The 20,838-nt window shown below is 63.9% G+C and carries 17 protein-coding genes; 11 read left to right on the top strand and 6 right to left on the bottom strand.

Features of this window, described 5'->3' with window-relative positions; all coding sequences use genetic code 11:
- Nucleotides 1-16: 16 nt before the first annotated feature.
- The 5 genes from B5525_RS03615 (at nt 17) to B5525_RS03595 (ending at nt 5,882) form a co-directional block, all read left to right on the top strand.
- Nucleotides 17-964: a cytochrome c gene (locus B5525_RS03615; protein WP_079564714.1), complete on the top strand. Its 948-nt coding sequence runs from the start codon at nt 17-19 to the stop codon at nt 962-964.
- A gap of 156 nt (nt 965-1,120) precedes the next feature.
- Entirely contained in the window at nt 1,121-3,448 is a 2,328-nt protein-coding gene (locus tag B5525_RS03610; protein WP_079564713.1) for a xanthine dehydrogenase family protein molybdopterin-binding subunit, read from the top strand.
- Nucleotides 3,449-3,751: 303 nt separating this feature from the next.
- A complete protein-coding gene (locus B5525_RS03605; protein ID WP_079564711.1) occupies nt 3,752-4,366 on the top strand; it encodes a LemA family protein in 615 nt (204 codons plus the stop codon).
- A gap of 94 nt (nt 4,367-4,460) precedes the next feature.
- The gene (locus B5525_RS03600; protein ID WP_079564710.1) at nt 4,461-5,369 is read left to right on the top strand and encodes a TPM domain-containing protein; all 909 of its coding nucleotides are present in this window, start codon (nt 4,461-4,463) and stop codon (nt 5,367-5,369) included.
- 15 nt (nt 5,370-5,384) lie between these two features.
- Nucleotides 5,385-5,882, top strand: coding sequence for a TPM domain-containing protein (locus B5525_RS03595; RefSeq protein WP_079564708.1), 498 nt, complete (start codon nt 5,385-5,387; stop codon nt 5,880-5,882).
- A gap of 190 nt (nt 5,883-6,072) precedes the next feature.
- Here B5525_RS03595 and B5525_RS03590 read toward each other — a convergent pair whose 3' ends face one another.
- Together B5525_RS03590 and B5525_RS03585 are read right to left on the bottom strand one after the other, a co-directional pair.
- On the bottom strand, nt 6,073-6,885 hold the full coding sequence (locus B5525_RS03590; protein ID WP_079564707.1) for an MBL fold metallo-hydrolase: 813 nt from the start codon (nt 6,883-6,885) through the stop codon (nt 6,073-6,075).
- Entirely contained in the window at nt 6,882-7,253 is a 372-nt protein-coding gene (locus B5525_RS03585) for a Crp/Fnr family transcriptional regulator (protein WP_079564706.1), read from the bottom strand. Before B5525_RS03585 ends, B5525_RS03590 begins: the two co-directional genes overlap by 4 nt.
- A gap of 241 nt (nt 7,254-7,494) precedes the next feature.
- Here B5525_RS03585 and B5525_RS03580 point away from each other — a divergent pair, with 241 nt between their 5' ends.
- The 5 genes from B5525_RS03580 to B5525_RS45240 all read left to right on the top strand — a co-directional run bounded on the left by B5525_RS03580 (nt 7,495) and on the right by B5525_RS45240 (nt 13,349).
- Complete coding sequence (locus tag B5525_RS03580) at nt 7,495-8,478, top strand: hypothetical protein (protein ID WP_154073045.1); 984 nt, start codon at nt 7,495-7,497, stop codon at nt 8,476-8,478.
- A gap of 208 nt (nt 8,479-8,686) precedes the next feature.
- Nucleotides 8,687-10,243 carry a hypothetical protein gene (locus B5525_RS03575; RefSeq protein WP_172899810.1) on the top strand — a complete coding sequence of 519 codons (1,557 nt, stop codon included), beginning with the start codon at nt 8,687-8,689 and terminating at the stop codon, nt 10,241-10,243.
- A gap of 123 nt (nt 10,244-10,366) precedes the next feature.
- A complete protein-coding gene (locus tag B5525_RS03570; protein WP_079564701.1) occupies nt 10,367-11,605 on the top strand; it encodes a flavin-dependent oxidoreductase in 1,239 nt (412 codons plus the stop codon).
- A 130-nt stretch (nt 11,606-11,735) separates the two neighbouring features.
- Nucleotides 11,736-13,139: an MFS transporter gene (locus B5525_RS03565; RefSeq protein WP_079564700.1), complete on the top strand. Its 1,404-nt coding sequence runs from the start codon at nt 11,736-11,738 to the stop codon at nt 13,137-13,139.
- A 45-nt stretch (nt 13,140-13,184) separates the two neighbouring features.
- Nucleotides 13,185-13,349, top strand: a complete 165-nt coding sequence (locus tag B5525_RS45240; protein WP_172899809.1) for a hypothetical protein — start codon at nt 13,185-13,187, stop codon at nt 13,347-13,349.
- Between the two features lie 3 nt (nt 13,350-13,352).
- On the opposite strand, the gene B5525_RS03560 is transcribed toward B5525_RS45240, so the two are convergent.
- Nucleotides 13,353-14,558 carry a CaiB/BaiF CoA transferase family protein gene (locus tag B5525_RS03560; RefSeq protein WP_079572893.1) on the bottom strand — a complete coding sequence of 402 codons (1,206 nt, stop codon included), beginning with the start codon at nt 14,556-14,558 and terminating at the stop codon, nt 13,353-13,355.
- A 512-nt stretch (nt 14,559-15,070) separates the two neighbouring features.
- The gene (putA, locus tag B5525_RS03555; protein WP_079564699.1) at nt 15,071-18,154 is read right to left on the bottom strand and encodes a bifunctional proline dehydrogenase/L-glutamate gamma-semialdehyde dehydrogenase PutA; all 3,084 of its coding nucleotides are present in this window, start codon (nt 18,152-18,154) and stop codon (nt 15,071-15,073) included.
- 106 nt (nt 18,155-18,260) lie between these two features.
- Between putA and B5525_RS03550 the strand changes: the two genes are divergently transcribed.
- On the top strand, nt 18,261-18,932 hold the full coding sequence (locus B5525_RS03550; protein WP_244567822.1) for a hypothetical protein: 672 nt from the start codon (nt 18,261-18,263) through the stop codon (nt 18,930-18,932).
- A 107-nt stretch (nt 18,933-19,039) separates the two neighbouring features.
- Here the strand turns inward: B5525_RS03550 and B5525_RS03545 are convergent, their stop codons facing one another.
- Both B5525_RS03545 and B5525_RS03540 read right to left on the bottom strand, forming a co-directional pair.
- Nucleotides 19,040-19,240 (bottom strand): cold-shock protein, encoded by a 201-nt coding sequence (locus B5525_RS03545; protein ID WP_079564698.1) that lies wholly within the window; start codon nt 19,238-19,240, stop codon nt 19,040-19,042.
- Nucleotides 19,241-19,517: 277 nt separating this feature from the next.
- Nucleotides 19,518-20,678, bottom strand: coding sequence for an OpgC domain-containing protein (locus B5525_RS03540; protein ID WP_079564696.1), 1,161 nt, complete (start codon nt 20,676-20,678; stop codon nt 19,518-19,520).
- Nucleotides 20,679-20,838 lie beyond the last annotated feature (160 nt).

Genomic DNA, 20,838 nt, shown 5'->3' with positions numbered 1-20,838 from the left:
ATTTCGGGGAAATCCAGTGCTTAACCTGCTCAGCCCAGCGGCGTTGATTGCAATGGCCGCGTTGTTCGCCTGGTGCGGCGTGCACGCTCTGCGCATCAAGAATGCGGTTCTCAAGTGGAGCGGCGCCGGTTTGGCAGGTCTGTTGACGGTCGCTGTTTTGGTGGCGAGCGCCTTCATGATCAATGGGCTGGTCCGGCTGGACAGCCGCAGTGCCGCGGCTCCGAACATCAAGGTCGCGGCAACACCCGGCCAGATCGAACGCGGTCACGCCATCTCCGACAGCTTCTGCGGCGCCTGCCATTCACGCACGGGGACACTCACGGGCGGCGTGGATATTGGCAAGGATCTTCCGATTCGCGTCGGCTCCTTCGTATCTGCGAACCTGACGCCGGCCGGCGAGCTCAGGCACTGGTCGGATGGTGAGATTTTCCGGGCGATTCGAAACGGAATAGCTGCCGACGGTCATTGGCTGATCATCATGTCGTATACGAATGCGGGCAGGCTGAGCGATGACGATATCGAGGCTGTGATCGCCTACATCCGCAGTCAACCTGCGGCGGGGGAGATCACGCCGGATCCGCCGGATCAACTGAATCCGCTCGGCCTAATCATGTTGGGCGCCGGCATGTTGCCCCGGGGAAAACCCGTATTGAGCGGCGCCATCATGGCTCCGCCAAAGAGCGCTACCGCGCGATACGGCGAATACATCCTGTCGTACCAGGACTGTCGGGAATGCCACGGTGCCAATTTGACAGGTGGAATCCAGGGGCAGCTGGCTCCCGTCGGTCCCGGGCTGGACATGGTCAAGGATTGGAAGCCGGCCGAGTTCATTTCGACCCTGCGCACCGGGATTGATCCCACGGGACATGAACTCGGCAAGCAGATGCCGTGGCGGCCGATTGGAAGAATGGACGATGACGAATTGACAGCAATCTACGAGTATCTCGCCCATTTGCGCAGCTGATCGCTGAAGTCCTGAGTCCCATCGCGGACTTGGCCCGCCGGCTGGTGTTAGCCATGACGATTTCTTGGGCGTTTTACCCGTAAACGCCGGTTGGCCTGCACGCCTTCTATCCGCTAAAACCCGTCCGTTCGAACAAGAGACTCGAAGGACAAACTGATGAATATTCTTCCCGGCAATATGCGTTTTGGTGCGGGCCAGCCTGTCAAGCGACTTGAAGACCAGAGACTTCTCACCGGGAAGGGGCAGTTTATCGACGACAAGCCTGAAGAGGGCGCGCTGTGGCTGCATGTGCTGCGCTCGCCTCACGCCCATGCCAAGATCGTCTCGATCGATGCCAAGGCCGCCAGGGATATGCCCGGCGTCGAAGCCGTCTACACCGGCGCCGACCTGATCGCCGACAATATCGGCACCATTCCGACGCTGTCGGTGTTCATGCGTCCCGACGGCAAGCCGATGACGGTGCCGCCGCGCCGGCTGCTCGCCCATGAGATCGTCCGCTTTGCCGGTGAGCCGGTCGCAGCGGTGGTGGCGACATCACGGGTCGCGGCGCAGACCGCCGCCGAAGCGATCGCGGTCGACTACGAAGTGCTGCCCTCGGTGGTCGATCCGCTTGCGGCGATCAAGCCGGGTGCGCCTGTGGTGTGGCCGGCCGCGCCCGACAATGTCGTCGCTGCCATGAGCTATGGCGACGCGGCCAAGGTCGAAGCGGCGTTTGCCAGCGCCGCGCATAAAGTATCGCTCGATCTGGTCAGCCAGCGGCTGGTGCCCTCCGCGATGGAGCCGCGCTCGACCATCGCCGAGATTGAGAAGAAGACCGGGCGGCTGATCCTGCATGTGCAATCGCAGACGCCGGGCTCGACCCGCGACGTGCTGGCGGAGGCCGTGCTGAAGCGGCCGAAGGAAAGCGTGCGCGTGCTGGTCGGCGATATCGGCGGCGGTTTTGGCCAGAAGACCAACCTCTATCCGGAAGACGGCATCGTCGCCTACGCCGCGACCAAGCTGAACCGCAAGGTGCGCTGGCGCGGTGACCGCACCGACGAATTCGTCGGCGGCACCCATGGCCGCGATCTCACCTCGACCGGCGAATTCGCACTCGATGCGAAGGGCCGCGTGCTGGCCTATCGGGTGCGCTCGGTCGGCGGCACCGGCGCCTATTCGACCGGCGCGGGCAACATCATCCCGCTGGTGCTCGGCCCGTTCGTGCAGTCGGGCGTCTACGATTTGCCGTTGGTTCATTACGAGGTCAAATCTGTCATGACCAACACTGCCCCGGTCGGCGCCTATCGTGGCGCGGGCCGCCCCGAAGGCGTGTTCATCGTCGAGCGGTTGATGGACGCCGCCGCGCGGCAGATCGGGATGGATCCACGCACCATCCGCAAGGTCAATTACATCAAGCCGGCACAGCTGCCCTACACCAATCCCGTCGGCCAGGTCTATGATTCCGGCGCGTTCGCGCACATGCTGGAGCGCGCTTCGGATCTCGCCGACTGGAACGGCTTTGCCGCGCGCAAGAAGGCCGCAAAGAAGAAGGGCCTGCTCTACGGCCGTGGCCTGACCAGTTATATCGAATGGACCGGCGGCCGCGCGCATACCGAAACGGTCAGCCTGCATGCCACCGCGGAGGGGCGCATCATCCTGCATTCCGGCACCATGGCGATGGGGCAGGGGCTGCAGACCACCTACACCCAGATGGCATCGGAATCGCTCGGCATTCCCATGGACAGGATCGACATCGTGCAGGGCGATACGGATTTAGCCACCGGCTTCGGCAGCGTCGGTTCGCGCTCGCTGTTCGTCGGCGGCACCGCTCTGGCAGTCTCCGCCAACGACCTGATCACGAAGGCGCGCGAGAAGGCCTCGAATGTGCTGGAGGCTTCCGTCGAGGACATCGAATACCGGGATGGCATGCTCACGGTGGTGGGCACCGACAAGCGGATCGGCCTGTTCGAGATCGCGAAGAAGGAAGCAGGCTCGCGGCTGTCGGTCGACAGCACCGGCGAAGTCGACGGGCCGAGCTGGCCGAACGGCACCCATATCTGCGAGGTCGAGATCGACCCCGAAACCGGCGTCACCCGGATCGTGCGCTACACCACGGTCGACGACGTCGGCGTCGCCGTCAATCCGATGCTGGTGGCAGGGCAAATTCACGGCGGCGTCGCGCAAGGCATCGGGCAGGCGCTGTACGAAGGCGTGGCCTACGACGCCGAGGGGCAGCTCTTGACCGCGAGCTATCAGGATTACTGCGTGCCGCGCGCCGACGACATTCCGCCGATCACGGTCACGCTCGACGAATCGGCGCCGTGCCGCACCAATCCGCTCGGAGCAAAAGGCTGCGGCGAATCCGGCACCATCGGCGGCACGCCCTGCATCGCCAACGGCGTGATCGACGCGCTGGCCGAACTCGGCATCACCAACATGCCGACCCCGCTAACGCCGATGAAGGTGTGGCAGGCGATCCGGGATGCCAAGGCGGCGGGGGTGTAATTACACGCCGCGATCTTTCCGGAGCGGCGCGAATCGCCGAATCCGGAATCCTCCACCGCCTCATCGAATGATAGGCAAGAGCCATCCGCCGCAAGATTGTCGTGGAACGCGGCGCGGTGCATGACACTCAGCCGTCATTCCGGGGCGATGCGAAGCATCGAACTCCGATGTGCAATTGCACGTCGGAGAATCTCGAGATTCCGGGTCTGGGCCTGGCGGCCCATCCCGGAATGACGAAGAAAGAGTTACAGGCTACGGGATCGTTCTGATAGCTTGCGGCAAATTTCGAACTGGGAGATTTCGATGCGCAGATTTTGGACCGTGCTGGCGGCGCTGGCGACGCTGAGCCTGACCAATTGCGGCTATAACGCGATCCAGACCAATGACGAGCAGGTCAAGTCGGCCTGGTCCGAGGTGCTGAACCAGTATCAGCGCCGCGCCGACCTGGTGCCCAATCTGGTCAATTCGGTGAAAGGCTTCGCGCAGCAGGAAAAGGACGTGCTCTTGGGCGTGACCAATGCGCGGGCCAAGGTCGGCAGCATCCAGGCGACGCCGGAACTCGTCAACGATCCCGGCGCGTTTGCCAAATTCCAGGCCGCGCAGGGCGAACTGACCAGCGCGCTGTCCAAGCTCCTGGTGGTGACCGAGAATTATCCGCAGCTCAAATCGGACGCGCTGTTTCACGACTTGATGGCGCAGCTCGAAGGCACCGAGAACCGCATCACGGTGGCGCGCAATCGCTATATCAAGGCGGTGCAGGACTATAATGTCGGCATCCGCACCTTCCCGAACAACTTCACTGCGATGGCGTTCGGCTACAAGGAAAAGGCCAACTTCACGGTCGACAACGAAAAGGAGATTTCCACCGCGCCGAAGGTGGATTTCAACCCGACGCCGGCGCCGTCCCCCGCAAAATAGTTCGACAACCCGTGCTCTGATTCCGGAGTTCGTAGGAGAGGTCACCGCGAATGTTTGCGAACTTCGGAATCGGAGCACTGGATCGGCTACTGCGATGAACGCTGCAAGAGCCTCCCTGCTTGCGCTAATGCTGTGCTGGGCCTTCGCGGCCTTCGCCGACGTCGCGGTGCCGCCGCTCACGGGGCGCGTGGTCGACCAGACCGGAACGTTGTCGAGCGCCGACATCAATTCTTTGACCCAGACGCTGAGGGCGCTGGAGCTCAGGAAGGGCAGCCAGGTCGCGGTGTTGATCGTGCCGACCACGGAGCCCGAAGCCATCGAGCAATATTCGATCCGGGTGGCCGAGGCTTGGAAGATCGGACGCAAGAAGATCGACGACGGCGCGCTATTGGTGGTCGCCAAGAACGATCACAAGCTCCGCATCGAGGTCGGCTACGGCCTCGAAGGCGCGCTCAACGACGTCACCGCCAGGCGCATCATCGACGAAATCATCACGCCGAAATTCAGGAGCGGTGACTTTGCCGGCGGCGTTTCCGCAGGCGTCGCGCGGATGATCGGCGTCATCGACGGCGAGCCGCTGCCGGCGCCGGCGCCGACCGCGCCGTGGCATGCGGATTCCGATTCCGCCCTGTTTCAGTTCCTCAATCCATTGAACCCGTTCACCATCATCTTCATTCTGCTGCTCGGGGGAGCCTTCCGCCATCTGTTCGGCCGGCTGTTCGGTTCGGTGGCGACCGGCGGTCTGATCGGGTTCTTGGTGTGGTTCATTTTCGGATCGCTGATCCTCTCGGCGCTTGCCGCCCTGGTGGTGTCGGTGTTCGCGATGTTCAGCGACACGCTCACCGCTCCAACGCCGCGCGGAAGAGGCGGTTCGTACGGCGGGTGGTCTGGCGGGTCTTCGGGCGGATCCTATTCCGGCGGCAGCAGCAGTTCGAGCGACAGCGGTGGGTTCAGCGGCGGCGGCGGCAGTTTTGGCGGCGGCGGCGCGTCGGGCAGCTGGTAGAATCCGGAGCTGGCAATGGGCATCAAACGCATCGGCAAGCATCTTCTCGAGCACAATTGGCGGGTGCGACGTGTTTTCCCGCCGGAAGCGCTGGCGACGATCGAACAGGCGATCAAGGCAGGCGAGGCCACCCATTCGGGCCAGGTTCGTTTCGTGGTCGAAGGTGCGTTGGACGGCAAACCGCTGTTCCGCGACCAGCCGGCGCGCGAACGCGCGCTCGACCTTTTCTCGCAGCTGCGCATCTGGGACACCGCCCACAACAATGGCGTGCTGATCTATCTTTTGCTTGCCGACCGTGACGTCGAGATCATCGCCGACCGCGGCATCGACGCCAAGGTAGGCCGCGAGGGCTGGGAAAAGATCTGCAAGGCGATGGAGAGCGATTTCAAGGCGGGGAATTTTGCCGGCGGCGTCGTCAGGGGCATCGAGGCGGTGTCGCGGCAGCTGGCGGCGCATTTCCCCAAGCACGGCGGCGGTAAGAACGAACTGCCGGACGCGCCGGTGGTGATGTAGCGATCATCCCACCCCCTCCACGTCATTGCGAGCCAACGGGTCGGCGCAAAGCGCCGCCCGATGACAGGCTCCGCGAAGCAATCCATGCGTCACCACGGCGGAATCCATGGATTGCTTCGTCGCTACGCTCCTCGCAATGACGATGATGGAGCTACGCCTTCGCCGACGTGAGGAAAACACGTCAAGAAAATCAGGCGTCGTCGAGCTTGTTGAGATCGCGCACCGACTGCATGATCGGCTCGAAATTCGAGCGCGCATCGAGCGGGTCGAACAATTGCGCGGTGTCGGACAACAGTCCGTGCGAGCGCTGGATCGCGATACGGACATCGTCCTGCGGCGTGTCGGACAGCCTTCCATGTCCCGACAACAGGATCTTGGAGTTCAGCCCCTTCAGCCGTTCCAGCGACTGGATGTAGTCACTGATGCTGCCGGATCCGAACACCCCGCCCATCACGCCGCCGGGCATCAGGGTGTCGGCGGCGAACAGCAGTCCCTGATCCTGGTCGAACAGGCTGATGCAGGCCGAGGTGTGGCCCGGCGTATACATCACGTTGAGTCGGAAATTGCCGAGGTCGAGCAAATTGCCCTCTTCCAGCCAGATATCGATATTGATCGCCACATCCGGCTCGTTGAACATCTTGCGCAGCATCGAGAAATCGTCGCGCAGCATGATCTTGTTGGCGGCGAGCCGGTGCGCGGCGATGATGGTGCGACCGTGGAAATGATAGGCCGCGCCGATGTGGTCGAGATGCTCGTGGCTGAGCACCACCATGTCGATTTTTTCCGGCGGACAACCAAGATGATGCAGGCACTCCAGCAAGGCCGGATAATTCGAGGACAGCCCGACATCGATCATGATGGTGCGCGACTTGCCGCGCACCAGATAGGCGTTGGCGGCGCGGTTCTTGAAACGGATCTGGTAGACATCCTCGGCGGCCTGGATCAGCGAGCAGACGTCGTTGTTCAAAAGGATCGGAAACGGGCTCGGCTTGCGGTCGCTCATGGGGTTGACGCCCTGAAGGTGACGGCGTTGGAAGCGCGCAGCCGCTTGCTGAGCGCGTCCATGATCATCAGCGCAAACGCCGGCTGCTGGCTGACCAGATAGACGAAGCGGGCATGATTGATCCGCATCACGCGCGTGCCCGGCGCCGCCGCGATCGCGGTGGCCGAGCGCGACGAGCCGTCGATCACGGCCATCTCGCCGAAGAACTCGCCCTTGCCGAGGGTGACGATCACGGTCTTGCTGGCGCCGTTGACCTTGGCGATCTCGACCTGGCCGTCCAGCACCACGAACAGTTCGCGCCCGGTGGAGCCTTCCTCGAATATGACGTCGTCGACATCAAATTCGTTGATGCATTTCTCGATCGCCACGGCGTCCCGCCTTCTGGCTGGTTATCCCCGCCATGTTAGTCGGGAAATTCGGCGGCGCAACGCGCAAGGCGCGCGCGGAGCGCGATACCGCAAAGCAACATGAACGGACGGGCCGCTGCGGACCGGCGGGGCAGCACTGCCCCCGACGACTCCTAATATTTCGGTAAGCGGGGGCGCCAGGTAAGGATTTGGAAAGCAATGAAAGTTACCAAATGGTCAATCTTTTACTGGAGATTTGACCGTGAGCGAACAAAGCGCCGAGCAGATCAGCGGTGAATACGGTTCCCTCAGCTCCGCGCCGGCGGTTCCCGATTCGTCAGAGCCCTCGGTCCAGCCGGTGGTAGCTGCTCCAGATATGGTGCCCGGCCAGGACGCCGCGATGGCGGATGCCTCCGAATCTGAAACGGCCAAGGCCGAGGCACCCCGGGTTGACACTCCCAAGGTGGAAGTTCCCGAGGTGGAAATTCCCCAGGCTGACGCTCCGAAAGCAGAGCCGCCGCGCTTCGCCGGCAAGGTCCTGATCATGTCGGCTGGCGAGCGCAACTGGGACGATGATGGCGCTGGGCCCGAGATGGCACCCGAGCCGGACCAGGGCATATTCGGCAAGCGCCGGCTCGCGGTAGCGGCCATGCTGGCGCTGGCGGTGGTGGCGGGCGGGCTCGGCGGGGCGATGGCGACCGCCGGTCTTTCGCATTTATTCGGCGATGATGTCGCCGGCACCGACAGCCACGCGCTGGAAGCTTCCATCGCGCGGATCGACTCCGATATCCTGACGCTGAAGGCCGGCGTCGAACACGCCTCCAGGCTCGCAGCCAGCCAGTACACCAAGACCAGCGACCGCCTCGACAAGGTCGAGAGGGCGCAAGCCGAACCCGCCGCCAAACTGGCCAAACTCAGCGAGACCGTCGACAAGCTGCGCGCCGCGCCGCCGGCCGCCGCCGTGCCCGTCGCTGCCGCGCCCGCCGCGGCCAAGGAAGTCACGGGCTCGGTCACGCCTGTGGCGCCGGCCGCTGCGCCCAAGCCCGAAGTGGGAAGGCTGCCGACCGTGGAAGGCTGGGTGCTGCGCGACGTCGGCAATGGCGGCGCGCTGATCGAAGGCCGGCGAGGCATGTATGAGGTGTATGCCGGCGATCCCATCCCGGGCCTCGGCCGGGTCGACGCCATCCGCCGCCAGGACGGCCGCTGGGTGGTCGTGACCAGCAAGGGCCTGATCGTCGCGCGCTGACATCCATCGCTTCACTGCGACATGATGCTGGCGCCCCGTTTCGATGGAATCGAAACGGGGTTCCGGATTCTTGATTTGACGCGTTTTCTTGACGCGAACCGGTCACCACTTCGCTTGAAAACGCTCTAACTTCCCTGACATGGAAACACTGCCGGCATGAGACCTGGAATGAGGTCTCCGGTGCGGTGTTTATCGGGATATGGGCCGCATGCGATTTCTGGTCACATTTTACGTCTTGCTCGCCAGCTTTCTGCCTGCGCGCCATGCGCAGAGCGCGGCGCTGGAGCGCGGCACCGCGATCATCGATCCCCTGGCCTTGCGCGACCTCGACCGCGGCCGGTTCGGCCTGGGCCGGGTGATGCTGCCGGGGCGGTCGGCCGATGAACCGCTCAGCAACAGCCAGTTGTTCGCCCTGCCGTCGATGGAGCCGGTCCGCAAGGCGCTCGACGCCGAGTTCGACAAATACATCGCGCGGCATAAAGCCGGTCTTGCCAACGAAACCATCGGCGTCGGCGATTCCTTTGACTTCCAGCTGTTCGATCGCGCGCTGCTCTTTTCTCCCACTACGCGCTTCGTGCTCGCGGGCATCGTCAACCGGATGGACCGCGCCTATGTGCATGAGGCCGATTGCGGTGAAATCCGGCTGATCTACCGCCTGACCCGGACCGATATCCAGGAGACGGCGGGCGAGGGCGCGGTCTCGCCGCGGCTGCCGATGACGCTGAACGTGGTGCTGAAGGCCAAGGGCGATGCTGCGATCGACGCAAGCGGGAAGCCGCTTGCCTGCGCCGACATCGCCCGTCGCTGGCTCGCCGCAGGCGAGTTGCCGCTGACCGGAGCGGCGCTGGCGGAGAAACTGACGGCGAAGGATGGGCCGCTGGATCTGATCGGACCTGCGGATATCACGCATATCGAGACCAACCTTCAGATCGCGCACGCGCCGAAATCTCACTTACGGGATTTTCGCACCGACTATCTGATGAAGGTGTTCGACTACGACGCGCGGTCGAAGACGTTCACCGAGGCGCCAATGGAAAACCAGATCGATCGCGAGCGCGTGATGGCCGATGCCAGGCTCGGCGGCGAGTTCAAGGCGTGGCTGCTCGATCCCTCGCATTTTGCCGAACTCGATCGCGGCACGATCGTGATCCCGGAAAAATTTCTCGCCACCGTTGCGATTGCTCCGACCCCGGTCGGCTTTTCGGCCTCGGACCTGCAGCCGGCTTTTGGCCTCTTGCAGGGCGATGTTGCCGGAAGCGAGCCCCTGTTCAAGGAGAAGGATGTCGTTGCGGCCTTGAAGAAGGTGGCGGAGCGCGGCATCACGCTGCACAACGTCCGCTCGGTCGAAGGCTTCGAGCGAAGGCTCAACGACATCAGCTGCGCGGGCTGCCACCAGACCCGCGGCATCGGCGGCTTTCATTTTCCGGGCGTCGACTGGATGGCGGCAAAACCCGACAATTCGATCGTGGTGCCGGCGTCGCCGCACTTCTTCGGCGACCAGATCCGCCGCCGCAATATTCTGACCACGTTGCGCGACGGCAAACAGCCGGACTATTCGCGCGGCTTCTCCAGCCGGCCGCAAACGCGCGGCAGTTCGGAACTCGCCGGGACCGAATACGACGATGGCTGGGGTGCGCATTGCTATGTCCAGCACGCCAACGCCGCGGACAACGACAGGAGTTTCAAGTCCTGGACCTGTGCCGAGGGGTTGATTTGCCAACCGGCCGGGGCTGCGTCGCGGATGGGGATGTGCTTCATCAAATAGCCGGTGGACAAGCCTCGCGTCCCGGACGCGGCGGCTTCCGCATGCAACATCAGATTGACAGGGCTCTCGCCAATCGTGTTTCATCCGCTCAGTCGCTCAAGTGACACGATGCCGGGAGGGGACATGGACGACGTCATCATCGTCGGCGCCGGCATTGGCGGATTGACGCTCGGGCTGTTGCTGCATGGCCGCGGAATTCCGTGCCGGATATTCGAATCGACGGCGGAGATCAAAGCGGTCGGTGTCGGCATCAATCTGCTGCCCCATGCCACCACGGAACTGGCCGCGCTCGGACTGGAAGCCGATCTGGCCAGGGTCGCGATCGCGACCGCTGATGCGACCTTTTTCAATCGCTTCGGCCAGTTGATCTATCAGGAGCCGCTTGGGCTCGCGGCCGGCTACGAGCATCCGCAGTTTTCAATCCATCGCGGCGATCTGCAGATGGTGCTGCTCGATGCCTTTGTTGCGCGGGCCGGCCGCGACCGGCTGACCAGCAATTGCCATTGCATCGGTGTCGAACAGGATGAGACCGGTGTCGTTGTTGCTTTCTCGGACGGTCCGGGCGGTGCGAAACGCAGCACCGTCCGTGGTCGCGCCGCCATCGCTTGCGACGGCATCAACTCGGCGATCCGCAAGCAGTTCTTTCCCAGGGAAGGCGAGCCGCGCTATTCCGGCGTCAACATGTGGCGCGGCGTCACGCGGTGGCAGCCGATACTGTCCGGCGCCAGCATGGTGCGGACGGGATGGCTGGCGCACGGCAAGATGGTGATCTATCCGATCCGCCCCGCCGGCGCCGACGGGCTACAGCTCGTCAACTGGGTGGCGGAGATCGAGACGCCGGCCTATCGCCGGCGCGACTGGAACCGGCCCGGCGCGATCGGCGATTTCATCGGCGCGTTCGCCGACTGGCATTTCGACTGGCTCGACGTCCCCACGTTCATCCGCGCCGCCGATCATGTGCTGGAATTTCCGATGGTCGATCAGGACCCGCTGCCACGCTGGAGTTTCGGGCGGGTGACGCTTTTGGGCGATGCCGCCCACCCGATGGTGCCGCGCGGCTCCAACGGCGCGGGCCAGGCGATCCTGGATGCGCGGGCACTGGTCTCGGCACTGCTCGAACACGGCAATCCCGTTGCCGCGCTCGCCGCCTATGAAAGCCAGCGGCTGGAGGCCACCACGCGCATCGTGCTGACCAACCGCACCAATCCGCCCGACGCGATCCTGCGCGAGGTGTTTGTCCGCACCGGCGACAAGCCCTTCGGCAAAATCGACGATGTCATCAGCCGCGAGGAACTGGCTGCCTTGTCCGAGGGTTACAAGCAGATCGCCGGCTATTCGAGGGACGCATTGCGCATGCGGTAGAAGTGGAATTCGTGAGGCCATCATTGCGAGCGAAGCGAAGCAATCCATCTCGCGGCAAAAAGAGAAGCGTGGATTGCTTCGTCGCTTCGCTCCTCGCAATGACGATAATAAGAAGAGGGGAAGGACGAGCATGGCGGATTCTCAAGCTGGCGGCGCAATCGACGTCGCTGACTTCATCGACCAGCAGCCGGTCGGCGGATTTCAGCTCAAGCTGCTCCTGACCTGCGCGGCGGTGCTGTTCCTCGACGGCTTCGACGCCCAGGCCATCGGCTATGTCGCACCCGCCCTGGCCAGGGAATGGGGCCTGACCAAGGGCGCGCTGGGTCCGGTATTCTCGGCCGGCCTGTTCGGGCTGATGATCGGCGCACTGCTGTTCGGGCCGCTGGCCGACCGCATCGGTCGCAAGCGGATCATTATCCTCTCGACGCTGGCGTTCGGGACATGCGCGCTGCTGACGGCCTTCGTGCAAGACGTCAACTCGCTGCTCGCGATACGGTTTCTCACCGGGCTCGGCCTCGGCGGCGCGATGCCGAATGCGATTGCCATGACCTCCGAATTCAATCCGCGCCGGCGCCGCGCGACCATGGTGATGATCATGTTCTGCGGCTTTTCGGTCGGCGCGGCGCTTGGCGGGCTGCTCGCGGCGGCGCTGATTCCGCATCTCGGCTGGCGTTCGGTGTTTGTCATCGGCGGCATCGCGCCGCTGCTCCTGGTTCCGGTCCTGGCGTTGCGGCTGCCGGAATCCGTGCGTTTCCTCGCGCTCACCGGCCGCGCCGACGACGAGGTCGCGGGATTGCTCCGGTGGATCAACCCGAAGGCGGTATTTGCGCCGGCAACGCGGTTCGTCGTCCATGAACCGGAACTGCCGGGGATTCCGGTGCTGCATCTGTTCCGGGATGGACGAGCCCCGGTGACGCTGCTGCTCTGGGTGGTGTTTTTCATGAGTCTGCTCGATCTCTATTTCCTGTCGAACTGGTTGCCGACGGTTCTCAACGACCTCGGCGCGTCGGTGTCGGCGTCGGCGGTGATCGGATCGATGCTGCAGGTCGGCGGCGTGGTCGGCGCGCTCGCGCTCGGCAGCATCATCGACCGCTTCTCGTTCCGCGCGCTGGCGCTGGTGTATTGCATCGCGGTGTTCGCGGTCGGTGCGATCGGCCAGCTCGGTCATTCGATTGTCTTGGTTACCATGGCAATCTTCGCCGCCGGATTCTGCATCGTCGGCGGCCAGATCGCCGCCAACGCACTGGCCGCGACGTTCTATCCGACTTCGGTAAGGGCGACGAGCGTCGGCTGGGCGCTCGGGATCGGGCGCGTGGGGTCGATCGTCGGCCCGCTGGTCGGCGGCGTGCTGCTGACCATGAAATGGAGCACGGCGTCGGTGTTCGCGGCGGCCGCGGCCGCCGCCATGTGCGCGGCGCTGGCGGCATTCTCGCTGAGCCGGCTCGCGAGGCTGAGCGGAAGCGGCAACGAGGCTGCCGATGCGGCGGCCTCCTATCAGGCATCGCTACGTCCGTCGATGACGGGAGGCGGCTAGGTTACAAATTTTAAAAGTCGGACCTTCACCACGGGAGGGCGGGCGGTGAACGACACAGGAAAAGACGACAAGGCGCGCAATCGCGAGATCGCACAGAACGAAGCCGAGCGGCAAACCATCGGCGACATCCGCGTCAGCGGATGGGCGATCGCGGTCGCCGTCATCATCGGCCTCGCCGCGGTCGGCTGGGTGTTGCTGCACAACAGATAGGGATCAGGCCACCGCGCCCGTCGCCCGCAACTGCCGGATCGCCGCCTCGTCATAGCCGGCCGCGCGAAGAATCTCGTCGCTGTGCTCGCCGATGCCGGGCGCCCGCCGCGGCTTGACCTTCTGGCTGCCGTCGACCCAGATCGGGCTGTTGATGGTCAGCATGGTGTCGTTCTCGAACGGCACCAGCACCTCGTTCTCGATCATCTGTTTGTCGTGGGGAATATCGTCGAGGATGCCGACCACGCCGAACACCAGCCCGTTACCGTCGAGGATCTTGCGCCATTCGGCGAGATCTTTGGTAGCAAAGATCTCGTCGAAGATTTTTATCAGTTCCAGCGAACGCGCATGGCGATCGGGCCGGGTGACAAAGCGGGGATCGGTGACAAGATCCTCGCGCTCCAGACAGCGCGCCAGCGTCGGCCACTGCCGGTCCTCGTTGAGCAGCGACAGGATCAGCCAGCGGCCGTCCTTGCACCGGTAGTGGTTGGTCACCGCGTTCAGCGCGTGCTCGCGCGTGCGCCGCTCGGAAAATTTCGCGCCGCATAATTTAGCCTGCGCCAGCACCGAGGCGGCCCAGACGCCGTTGGCCATCAGGTTCGAGCTGACATGCGAGCCCTTGCCGCTGCGCTCGCGTTTGTAGAGCGCGGTGACGATCGCGCCGTAAAACGCCATCGCGCAAGGGTGGTCGCCCATGCCGGCGATCGAGCGCGCCGGCGTGGTGTTCTCGTCCGCGCGCACCAGGTCCATCAGGCCCGAGCGCGCCCAATAGGCGTTGCTGTCGAAGCCGGGCTTGTCGGCCTCCTCGCCCTTTTCGCCGTAACCGGTGAACGAGGCGTACACCAGCCGCTCGTTGAGCGGCTTGAGTTCCTCGTAGGTGATCCCCAGCCGCTTGCGCACGCCGGGCGGAAAATTGGTGATGAAGACGTCGGCCTCGGCGGCGAGGCGATACAGCACCTCCTTGCCTTCCGGTTTGGAAAGGTCGAGCGCCAGGCTTTTCTTGTTGCGTGACTCCAGCATCCACGCGAAATTGTGCTGGCTTGCCGGGTATCCCGGCAGGTTCGGCAGGTTGCGATAGGGATCGCCGTGGCCGGGCGGCTCGATCTTGATCACGTCGGCGCCGAAATCCGACAGCACGGTCGCGGCCGCAGGCGCTGCGATGAAACTCGCGCAGTCCAGAACCTTGAGGCCTTCGAAGATGCCCTTTTCCATGGTGGCGTCGCTCCCGTGATTTTTGTCGGTGTGATTCCGCGATGTGGAACCGGTTTGGCGCTGACCGGTGGATTCGGTTTGCATTTGACCGATGTTGGCGGGGTGATGCAACCGACTCCTCGTCTCCCTGCCCCTTGCGGGCAGGGCTATCGCATATGATGGAGCCGTCTGTTTCGATGCAGCTTTCTCTCCGCAGCTCCAGTGCGTTCTTCTCCCCTCCCTCCGCGCAGCGGTGGGGAGGGGTCGGGGGTGAGGGGTGGCTCCGCGGGTACCCACGCTGATGTTGAGCACGCTGAAGCACCCCCACCCCCGACCTCGAGAGCGAGCTTCGCTCGCCTCGGACCCCGCCACGCGCTGCGCGCGCAGGGGGAGGGGAGAAATCGGCCTTCGCTGCTGGAGGGGGGACCCTCCGCGGGCACTGAATGCACGGCCAGTCCCCCTCATCCGAAATTCGCTGAGCGAATTTCGACCTCTCCCCGCGAGTGGCCCGCAAGGGGGAGGGATCAAGAAAGTCATTCCATATCCGACATCAGCGCGGCGTTGCCGCCGGCGGCTGAGGTGTTGATCGTTACGGTCTGTTCGGTGACGAAACGCGCCAGATAATGCGGCCCGCCGGCCTTGGGGCCGGTGCCCGACAATCTCTGTCCGCCGAACGGCTGCACGCCCACCACGGCGCCGATCATGTTGCGATTGACATAGATGTTGCCGACCGGAAGCTTCCCGATCACCGCCTCGATCGTATCGTCGATGCGGGAGTGAATGCCGAGCGTCAGCCCGTAGCCGGTGCGCTCGATCGATTGCAGCACGCGGTCGAGCCGGTCGGCCGGATAGCGCACCACATGCAGGACCGGTCCGAACACTTCCTCGGTCAACTGGCCGGCGTCCGCCAGTTCGAAGATATGCGGCGCGACGTAATTGCCCGACGGCGCGACGCCAGCGAAATGCACGCGGGCTTCTTTCTTCATGCGCGCGATATGGGCCTCCAGGCGCTGTTTCGCCTCGCCGTCGATCACCGGGCCGATCTGGGTAGCGATGTCGCGCGGGTCGCCCATCCCCAATTCGCGCGCCGCGCCCGATATCATTTCGATCATGCGGTTCGCGACGTCATCCTGAACGAACATCAGCCGCAGCGCCGAGCAGCGCTGGCCGGCGGAGCGGAACGCCGACGTCACGACGTCGTCGGCGACCTGCTCCGGCAGCGCGGTCGCATCCACGATCATCGCATTGATGCCGCCGGTTTCGGCGATCAGCGGCACAATCGGGCCGTCCTTGGCGGCGAGCGCCCGGTTGATCGCGCGCGCGACCTCGGTCGAGCCGGTGAAGACCACGCCGGCGATTTCCGGATGCGCGGTCAGAGCCGCGCCGATGGCGCCGTCGCCGGGGAGGAGATGCAACGCGGAAGCCGGTATGCCCGCCTCATGCAGCAGGCGAACCGCTTCCATTGCAATCAGCGGCGTCTGCTCGGCGGGTTTTGCCACCACCGCATTGCCCGCCATCAGCGCCGCCGTCACCTGGCCTAAAAAGATCGCCAGCGGAAAATTCCACGGCGAGATCGCAACGAACACGCCGCGGCCGCGCAGCTCGAGCAAATTGCTCTCGCCGGTCGGCCCCGGCATCGTCTCGCCGCAAAGCAATTTGCGGCCTTCCGCGGCATAGTAGCGGCAGAAATCGACGGCTTCGCGCAGTTCGGAAAGCGCATCGTCGAGGGTCTTGCCGCCCTCGCGCTGCAACAGCGCGATGAAATGCGCGCGCCGCTGCTCCAGCAGATCCGCGGCTCGCTCTAGCACGTCCGCGCGCCCGGCGGCGGGCGTCCGGCTCCAGCAGAAAAATCCCGCGCGCGCGGCGGCCACGGCTGCGCCAGCCTGCTCCGGCGTCGGATCGACGACGCTTCCCACCGACGTCGCGGGATCGATCGGACTGACGATCGGCCGCGCGGTTCCGGTCTGTGTTTGGCCGTCGATCAGCGGCGCCGCCGCAACAGGCGTGGCTTCTGCCGCGATCGCGGCGAGCAGTCCGGTCAATGCCGCGCGCTCGCCGAATTCGATGCCGCGCGAATTCCGCCGCTGCGGCTGATAGAGATCGCGCGGCAGAGGAATCTTCTTGTGCCGCGCATCGGAGGCGGTGCCGATGGTCTCGGCCGGGCGGCGCAGCAGCGTCGAGGCCGGCACGGCATCGTCGGCGGCGAGCGCCACGAAGGAGGAATTGGCGCCGTTCTCCAGCAGCCGTCGCACCAGATAGGCCAGGAGATCGCGGTGGCTTCCGACCGGCGCATAGGTCCGAGTGGCGAGGCCAGGGCGATCCGCGCTCAATTGCGCGTACAGCGCTTCGCCCATGCCGTGCAGGCGCTGGAATTCGAATCCGCTGGTGTCGCCGGCCAGTTCCTCGAGGGTTGCCACCGTCAGCGCGTTGTGGGTGGCGAATTGCGGGAACAGCCGCGGCCGCAGCGTCAGCAGTTTCTGCGCGCAGGCCACGTAGTTGAGGTCGGTCATCGCCTTGCGGGTGAAGACGGGATAGTCGTCGAGGCCGCGCTCCTGCGCCCGCTTGATCTCGGTGTCCCAATAGGCGCCCTTGACCAGGCGGACCATCATCCGCCGGTTCAGCGTCCGCGCGAGTTCTTGGACGTGGTCGATCACGGCTTCGGCGCGCTTCTGATAGGCCTGGATCGCCAGCCCAAAGCCGTCCCAGCCTTGCAGCGAGGCGTCGCTGAACGCGGCCGCGATCACTTCCAGCGACAATTCCAGCCGGTCCGCTTCCTCGGCGTCAACGGTGAAGTTCAGCTCGAACGCCTTGGCGCGCTGCGCCAGATTGATCAGAAGCGGCACCAGTTCCGCCAGGACCCGCGCGCGGCTCAGGGCTTCGAAACGCGGATGCAGCGCGGAGAGTTTTACGGAGATGCCAGGCCGGTCCGGCAGCGGCCGGTCGCCGGCGCTGCGGCCGATGGCCTCGATCGCGCTCGCGTAGGAATTGAAATAGCGCGCCGCGTCGGCGGCGGTGCGCGCGCCTTCGCCGAGCATGTCGAAGGAATACCGCGTTGGGCGCGGCGTGTCCGCCCTTGCCAGCGCGGCTTCGATGGTCTCGCCGAGAACAAAATGGCTGCCCATCAACCGCATCGCCTGCCTTGTAGCTGCGCGTACCGCCGGCGCACCGAGCCGTTTGGTCAAGCGCCCGATCGTGCCCTGCGGGGTCTCGCCGGGCTGGATCACCCGCGCCGACATGCCGAGCGCCCATGCCGACGCGTTGACGAGGAAGGCGCTGGACCTGGTCTCGTGATGGACAAAATCGCCCTGGCCCAGCCTGTCCTCGATGAATTGGTCGGCGGTGCGGGCGTCCGGCACCCGCAGCAGCGCCTCCGCGAGCACCATCAGCGCCAGGCCCTCCTTGGTGGAGAGCGCGAACTCGCGAAGCATGTCCTCGACGCCGCCGAGCCGGTCGTCATTGGCTCTGATGGCGGCGATCAGCCGGCTCGCCCTGCGATCGATCCGCGCGTCCTGTTCCCGGCTCAAGCCGCTCGATTCGAGCAACCGCGCCGCCAATAGACCATCGTCCGGCGCGTAGGCCGCCTCGAACGGCGGAAGGGGAGAGGCATCGGATGTCATGGCATGCACTTCAAGTTCCCGTGCACCATCATGCCGCCGGCCTTGGCATCGCGAAACCGCTGCGATAGCTTCCGCGCGACTTTTTTCAATCAAGGCATGGTGGGGAATGGGGCGGAGGGACTGGCGGGCGGCAGCTTTTCGAACAGGTAGAACGCCGTCGTTTTCTGGTTTTGCCACATTCCTGATCGGAACCCTCCTGACCGCGGGTTCGGCACCGGCGCATTCGGTCGAACTGAGCACGCAGCAGGCGGCGATCTACAACGCCGTCTCGATTTACCCGCCCACCGCGCAGCGCATGACGGTCTGCTACAGTTTTGTCTGCCGGCGCCGCGAAATGCTTGATTTTACGGCTGGCGACCGCGCCGCGCTGACACGGATCATGACTGCAGGCCACGCTTCCGCCGCGGCCGAGCGCGCGGCGGCGCAGAAAGCGGTGATCTGGTTCGATCGCCGCATGGGGCCGATCCTCGGGACCGACAAGCGCGTCGCCAAGGCGGATTTCCGCGCTTTCGACGACAAGCACAATTTCGATTGCTGGGACACCACCCGCAACACCCTGAGCCTGCTATTGGTGCTGCAGGAATGGGGTCTGCTGAAATTCCACGTGGTGGGCGACCCGCGTTACCGCGGCAACGCGCTGGTGCTGCAGACGCCACACAACACCGCGGTGCTGGTCGACCGCGCGACCAAGGTCGAATGGGTCGTCGATTTGTGGCCACGCGGCTATGCGCAGCCGCCCGATGTCATGACGGTCGAAAAATGGGTCACCGAAGACTGAGCGGTGACCGCTTTCGCCAATTACAGTTTGCCGATTAGGTCTTTTTGGAAAGCTCCACTCCCGGATTCTTCCGAGAGGGCGCTGTCGCCGGCTAGCGCGCTAGGCCGTCAAACCTTGAGGTTTTCGGCCGAGGTCTTGCCGCGATTGGCAACCTCTTCGTACTCCACCGTCTGTCCCTCGTTGAGGGTCGAAAGGCCGGCTTTCTCGACCGCCGAAATATGAACGAAAACGTCCTTGCCACCCGTGTTGGGCTGGATGAAACCGAAGCCCTTGGTCGGGTTGAACCACTTCACAGTACCTTTAGCCATTACGTCGTCTCCGCGGGATCAAAAATAAAAACGGACGGCCAGTCCCCGCAAACCGGCATGTCCGACGCGGCGCAGGATACGCGGTATGTGGCACGCTTGATAGCTTAAACCACAGGAGGATTTCGGCGGAAAACGTTCATTATCGCGGCGCATTTGCAGCTTTTACCGGTTTTTCCGTCATTTAGCGCGTCAAATCATCGAAAAATGCCGATTGGTTCAATTTTATTGAATGGAGGCGCGCGCCCGGTCCGGACGCGCGTTTCGCACCCCCTGGACCTCAGAAATGGGCGTCGATGGATGCCATGCGGCGGCGGACTTCCGATGGATCGTCCTGCCGCTTGGACCATGAGATGTAGTAGGCGGCAAGCGTCATGATGGCGACGCCGCTGACGCTGACGAGGATCTGGGCCAGCAGGGAACCCCAGCTCAGCAGCAGCGCGAAATGACCGGCAAAGGAGAGAAAGACTCCGAGGCAAAATACCGTCAGCGATTGCTGGCCGCATACGATCAGCGGTCTGAAGATGCGCCACTCCAGTCCGGGCCAGTCCTTCGGCATGAAGCGTGTCACGACGAAGATGGCGGCGAGGAGGTGCAGAACGCGATACGGTGCAAGATTGACCCTGTCGTTCGGATTGAAGGCAAAGAACAGGTTTGCCGGCATCAGGTCTCCGAGTTCCGGAAAACGTCCTGCCATCGTCATGACGAGAGCAAACAGAAGATAGGCGATCGCGAGATAGAACAGCATCGACGACTTCAGAAGCGAACGGCATTTTTCCAATCCGCCGAACGCGAACCAGGCGCCGAGCACGAACAGCAGCTGCCAGCAATACGGGTTGAAATACCAGCTGCCGTCGGGAAGCGACCGCAGGTTCCAGTCGAACGCACGGGCGGCGAAATAGAGCGCGGCCGACCCCGCCAGCGCGAGATCCGGCTTGCGCAACATCAGCCAGAGCACCGGTGGGAAAAACGCCATCAGCACGATGTAGAGCTGCAGAATGTCCAGATTGAGCGGCCTTGCTTCCAGCAGCAGCCCGTAGATTAACATTCGCACCGGATGGTCGACCACGCCGGCAATATTGAATTCGTAGATCAGTTCCGGAGTGGCATAGCGTGTCGCGACATCCGTGATCGTCACGAGGTAGATCACGAACAATACCACGTAGGCGGCGTAGAGCTGCCACACCCGCTTGAAGATCCGGCTTGCACCGACAATGAAGCCGCGTTCTACCGTCATTTTGGCGTAGACGATCGCTGCCGCATAACCCGAAATGAAGATGAACAGGTCGGCGGCCCCGCTGAACCCGTAATTCCTGACCGTGATCCAGTTCACGACATTGTCCGGAATGTGGTCCAGAAAGATGAACCAGTTCGCGATTCCGCGAAACAGGTCGATCCTGGTATCGCGCCCATGCGCTGCGACAATAGCCCTGATATCCATGAAAATTGTTTTCGTTCTCGTATACTTCAGAGGCGCGATTGACGACTCCGCAGAATCGTAGGGCAGACAGGCTCGCGATCCCAATGGAGTTTGCGTGATTGGCGATTGACGGGTGCGGGGCCAGATATCAAATCTGTGCTACCGGCTGCAGGCGGCGCGG

The organism is Bradyrhizobium erythrophlei, assembly GCF_900129505.1.
In the GTDB taxonomy this organism is placed as follows: Bacteria; Pseudomonadota; Alphaproteobacteria; order Rhizobiales; family Xanthobacteraceae; genus Bradyrhizobium; species Bradyrhizobium erythrophlei_D.
This window is presented reverse-complemented; position numbering and strand designations above follow the sequence as displayed.

Coding starts and splice junctions, on each gene's coding strand:
- B5525_RS03560 (WP_079572893.1), bottom strand. CDS start 14,558: ATGGAAAAGGGCATCTTCGAAGGCCTCAAGGTTCTGGACTGCGCGAGT.
- B5525_RS03590 (WP_079564707.1), bottom strand. CDS start 6,885: ATGAGCGACCGCAAGCCGAGCCCGTTTCCGATCCTTTTGAACAACGAC.
- B5525_RS03540 (WP_079564696.1), bottom strand. CDS start 20,678: ATGGATATCAGGGCTATTGTCGCAGCGCATGGGCGCGATACCAGGATC.
- B5525_RS03595 (WP_079564708.1), top strand. CDS start 5,385: ATGGGCATCAAACGCATCGGCAAGCATCTTCTCGAGCACAATTGGCGG.
- B5525_RS03575 (WP_172899810.1), top strand. CDS start 8,687: ATGCGATTTCTGGTCACATTTTACGTCTTGCTCGCCAGCTTTCTGCCT.
- B5525_RS03600 (WP_079564710.1), top strand. CDS start 4,461: ATGAACGCTGCAAGAGCCTCCCTGCTTGCGCTAATGCTGTGCTGGGCC.
- B5525_RS03565 (WP_079564700.1), top strand. CDS start 11,736: ATGGCGGATTCTCAAGCTGGCGGCGCAATCGACGTCGCTGACTTCATC.
- B5525_RS03550 (WP_244567822.1), top strand. CDS start 18,261: ATGGGGCGGAGGGACTGGCGGGCGGCAGCTTTTCGAACAGGTAGAACG.
- putA (WP_079564699.1), bottom strand. CDS start 18,154: ATGACATCCGATGCCTCTCCCCTTCCGCCGTTCGAGGCGGCCTACGCG.
- B5525_RS03605 (WP_079564711.1), top strand. CDS start 3,752: ATGCGCAGATTTTGGACCGTGCTGGCGGCGCTGGCGACGCTGAGCCTG.
- B5525_RS03570 (WP_079564701.1), top strand. CDS start 10,367: ATGGACGACGTCATCATCGTCGGCGCCGGCATTGGCGGATTGACGCTC.
- B5525_RS03610 (WP_079564713.1), top strand. CDS start 1,121: ATGAATATTCTTCCCGGCAATATGCGTTTTGGTGCGGGCCAGCCTGTC.
- B5525_RS03545 (WP_079564698.1), bottom strand. CDS start 19,240: ATGGCTAAAGGTACTGTGAAGTGGTTCAACCCGACCAAGGGCTTCGGT.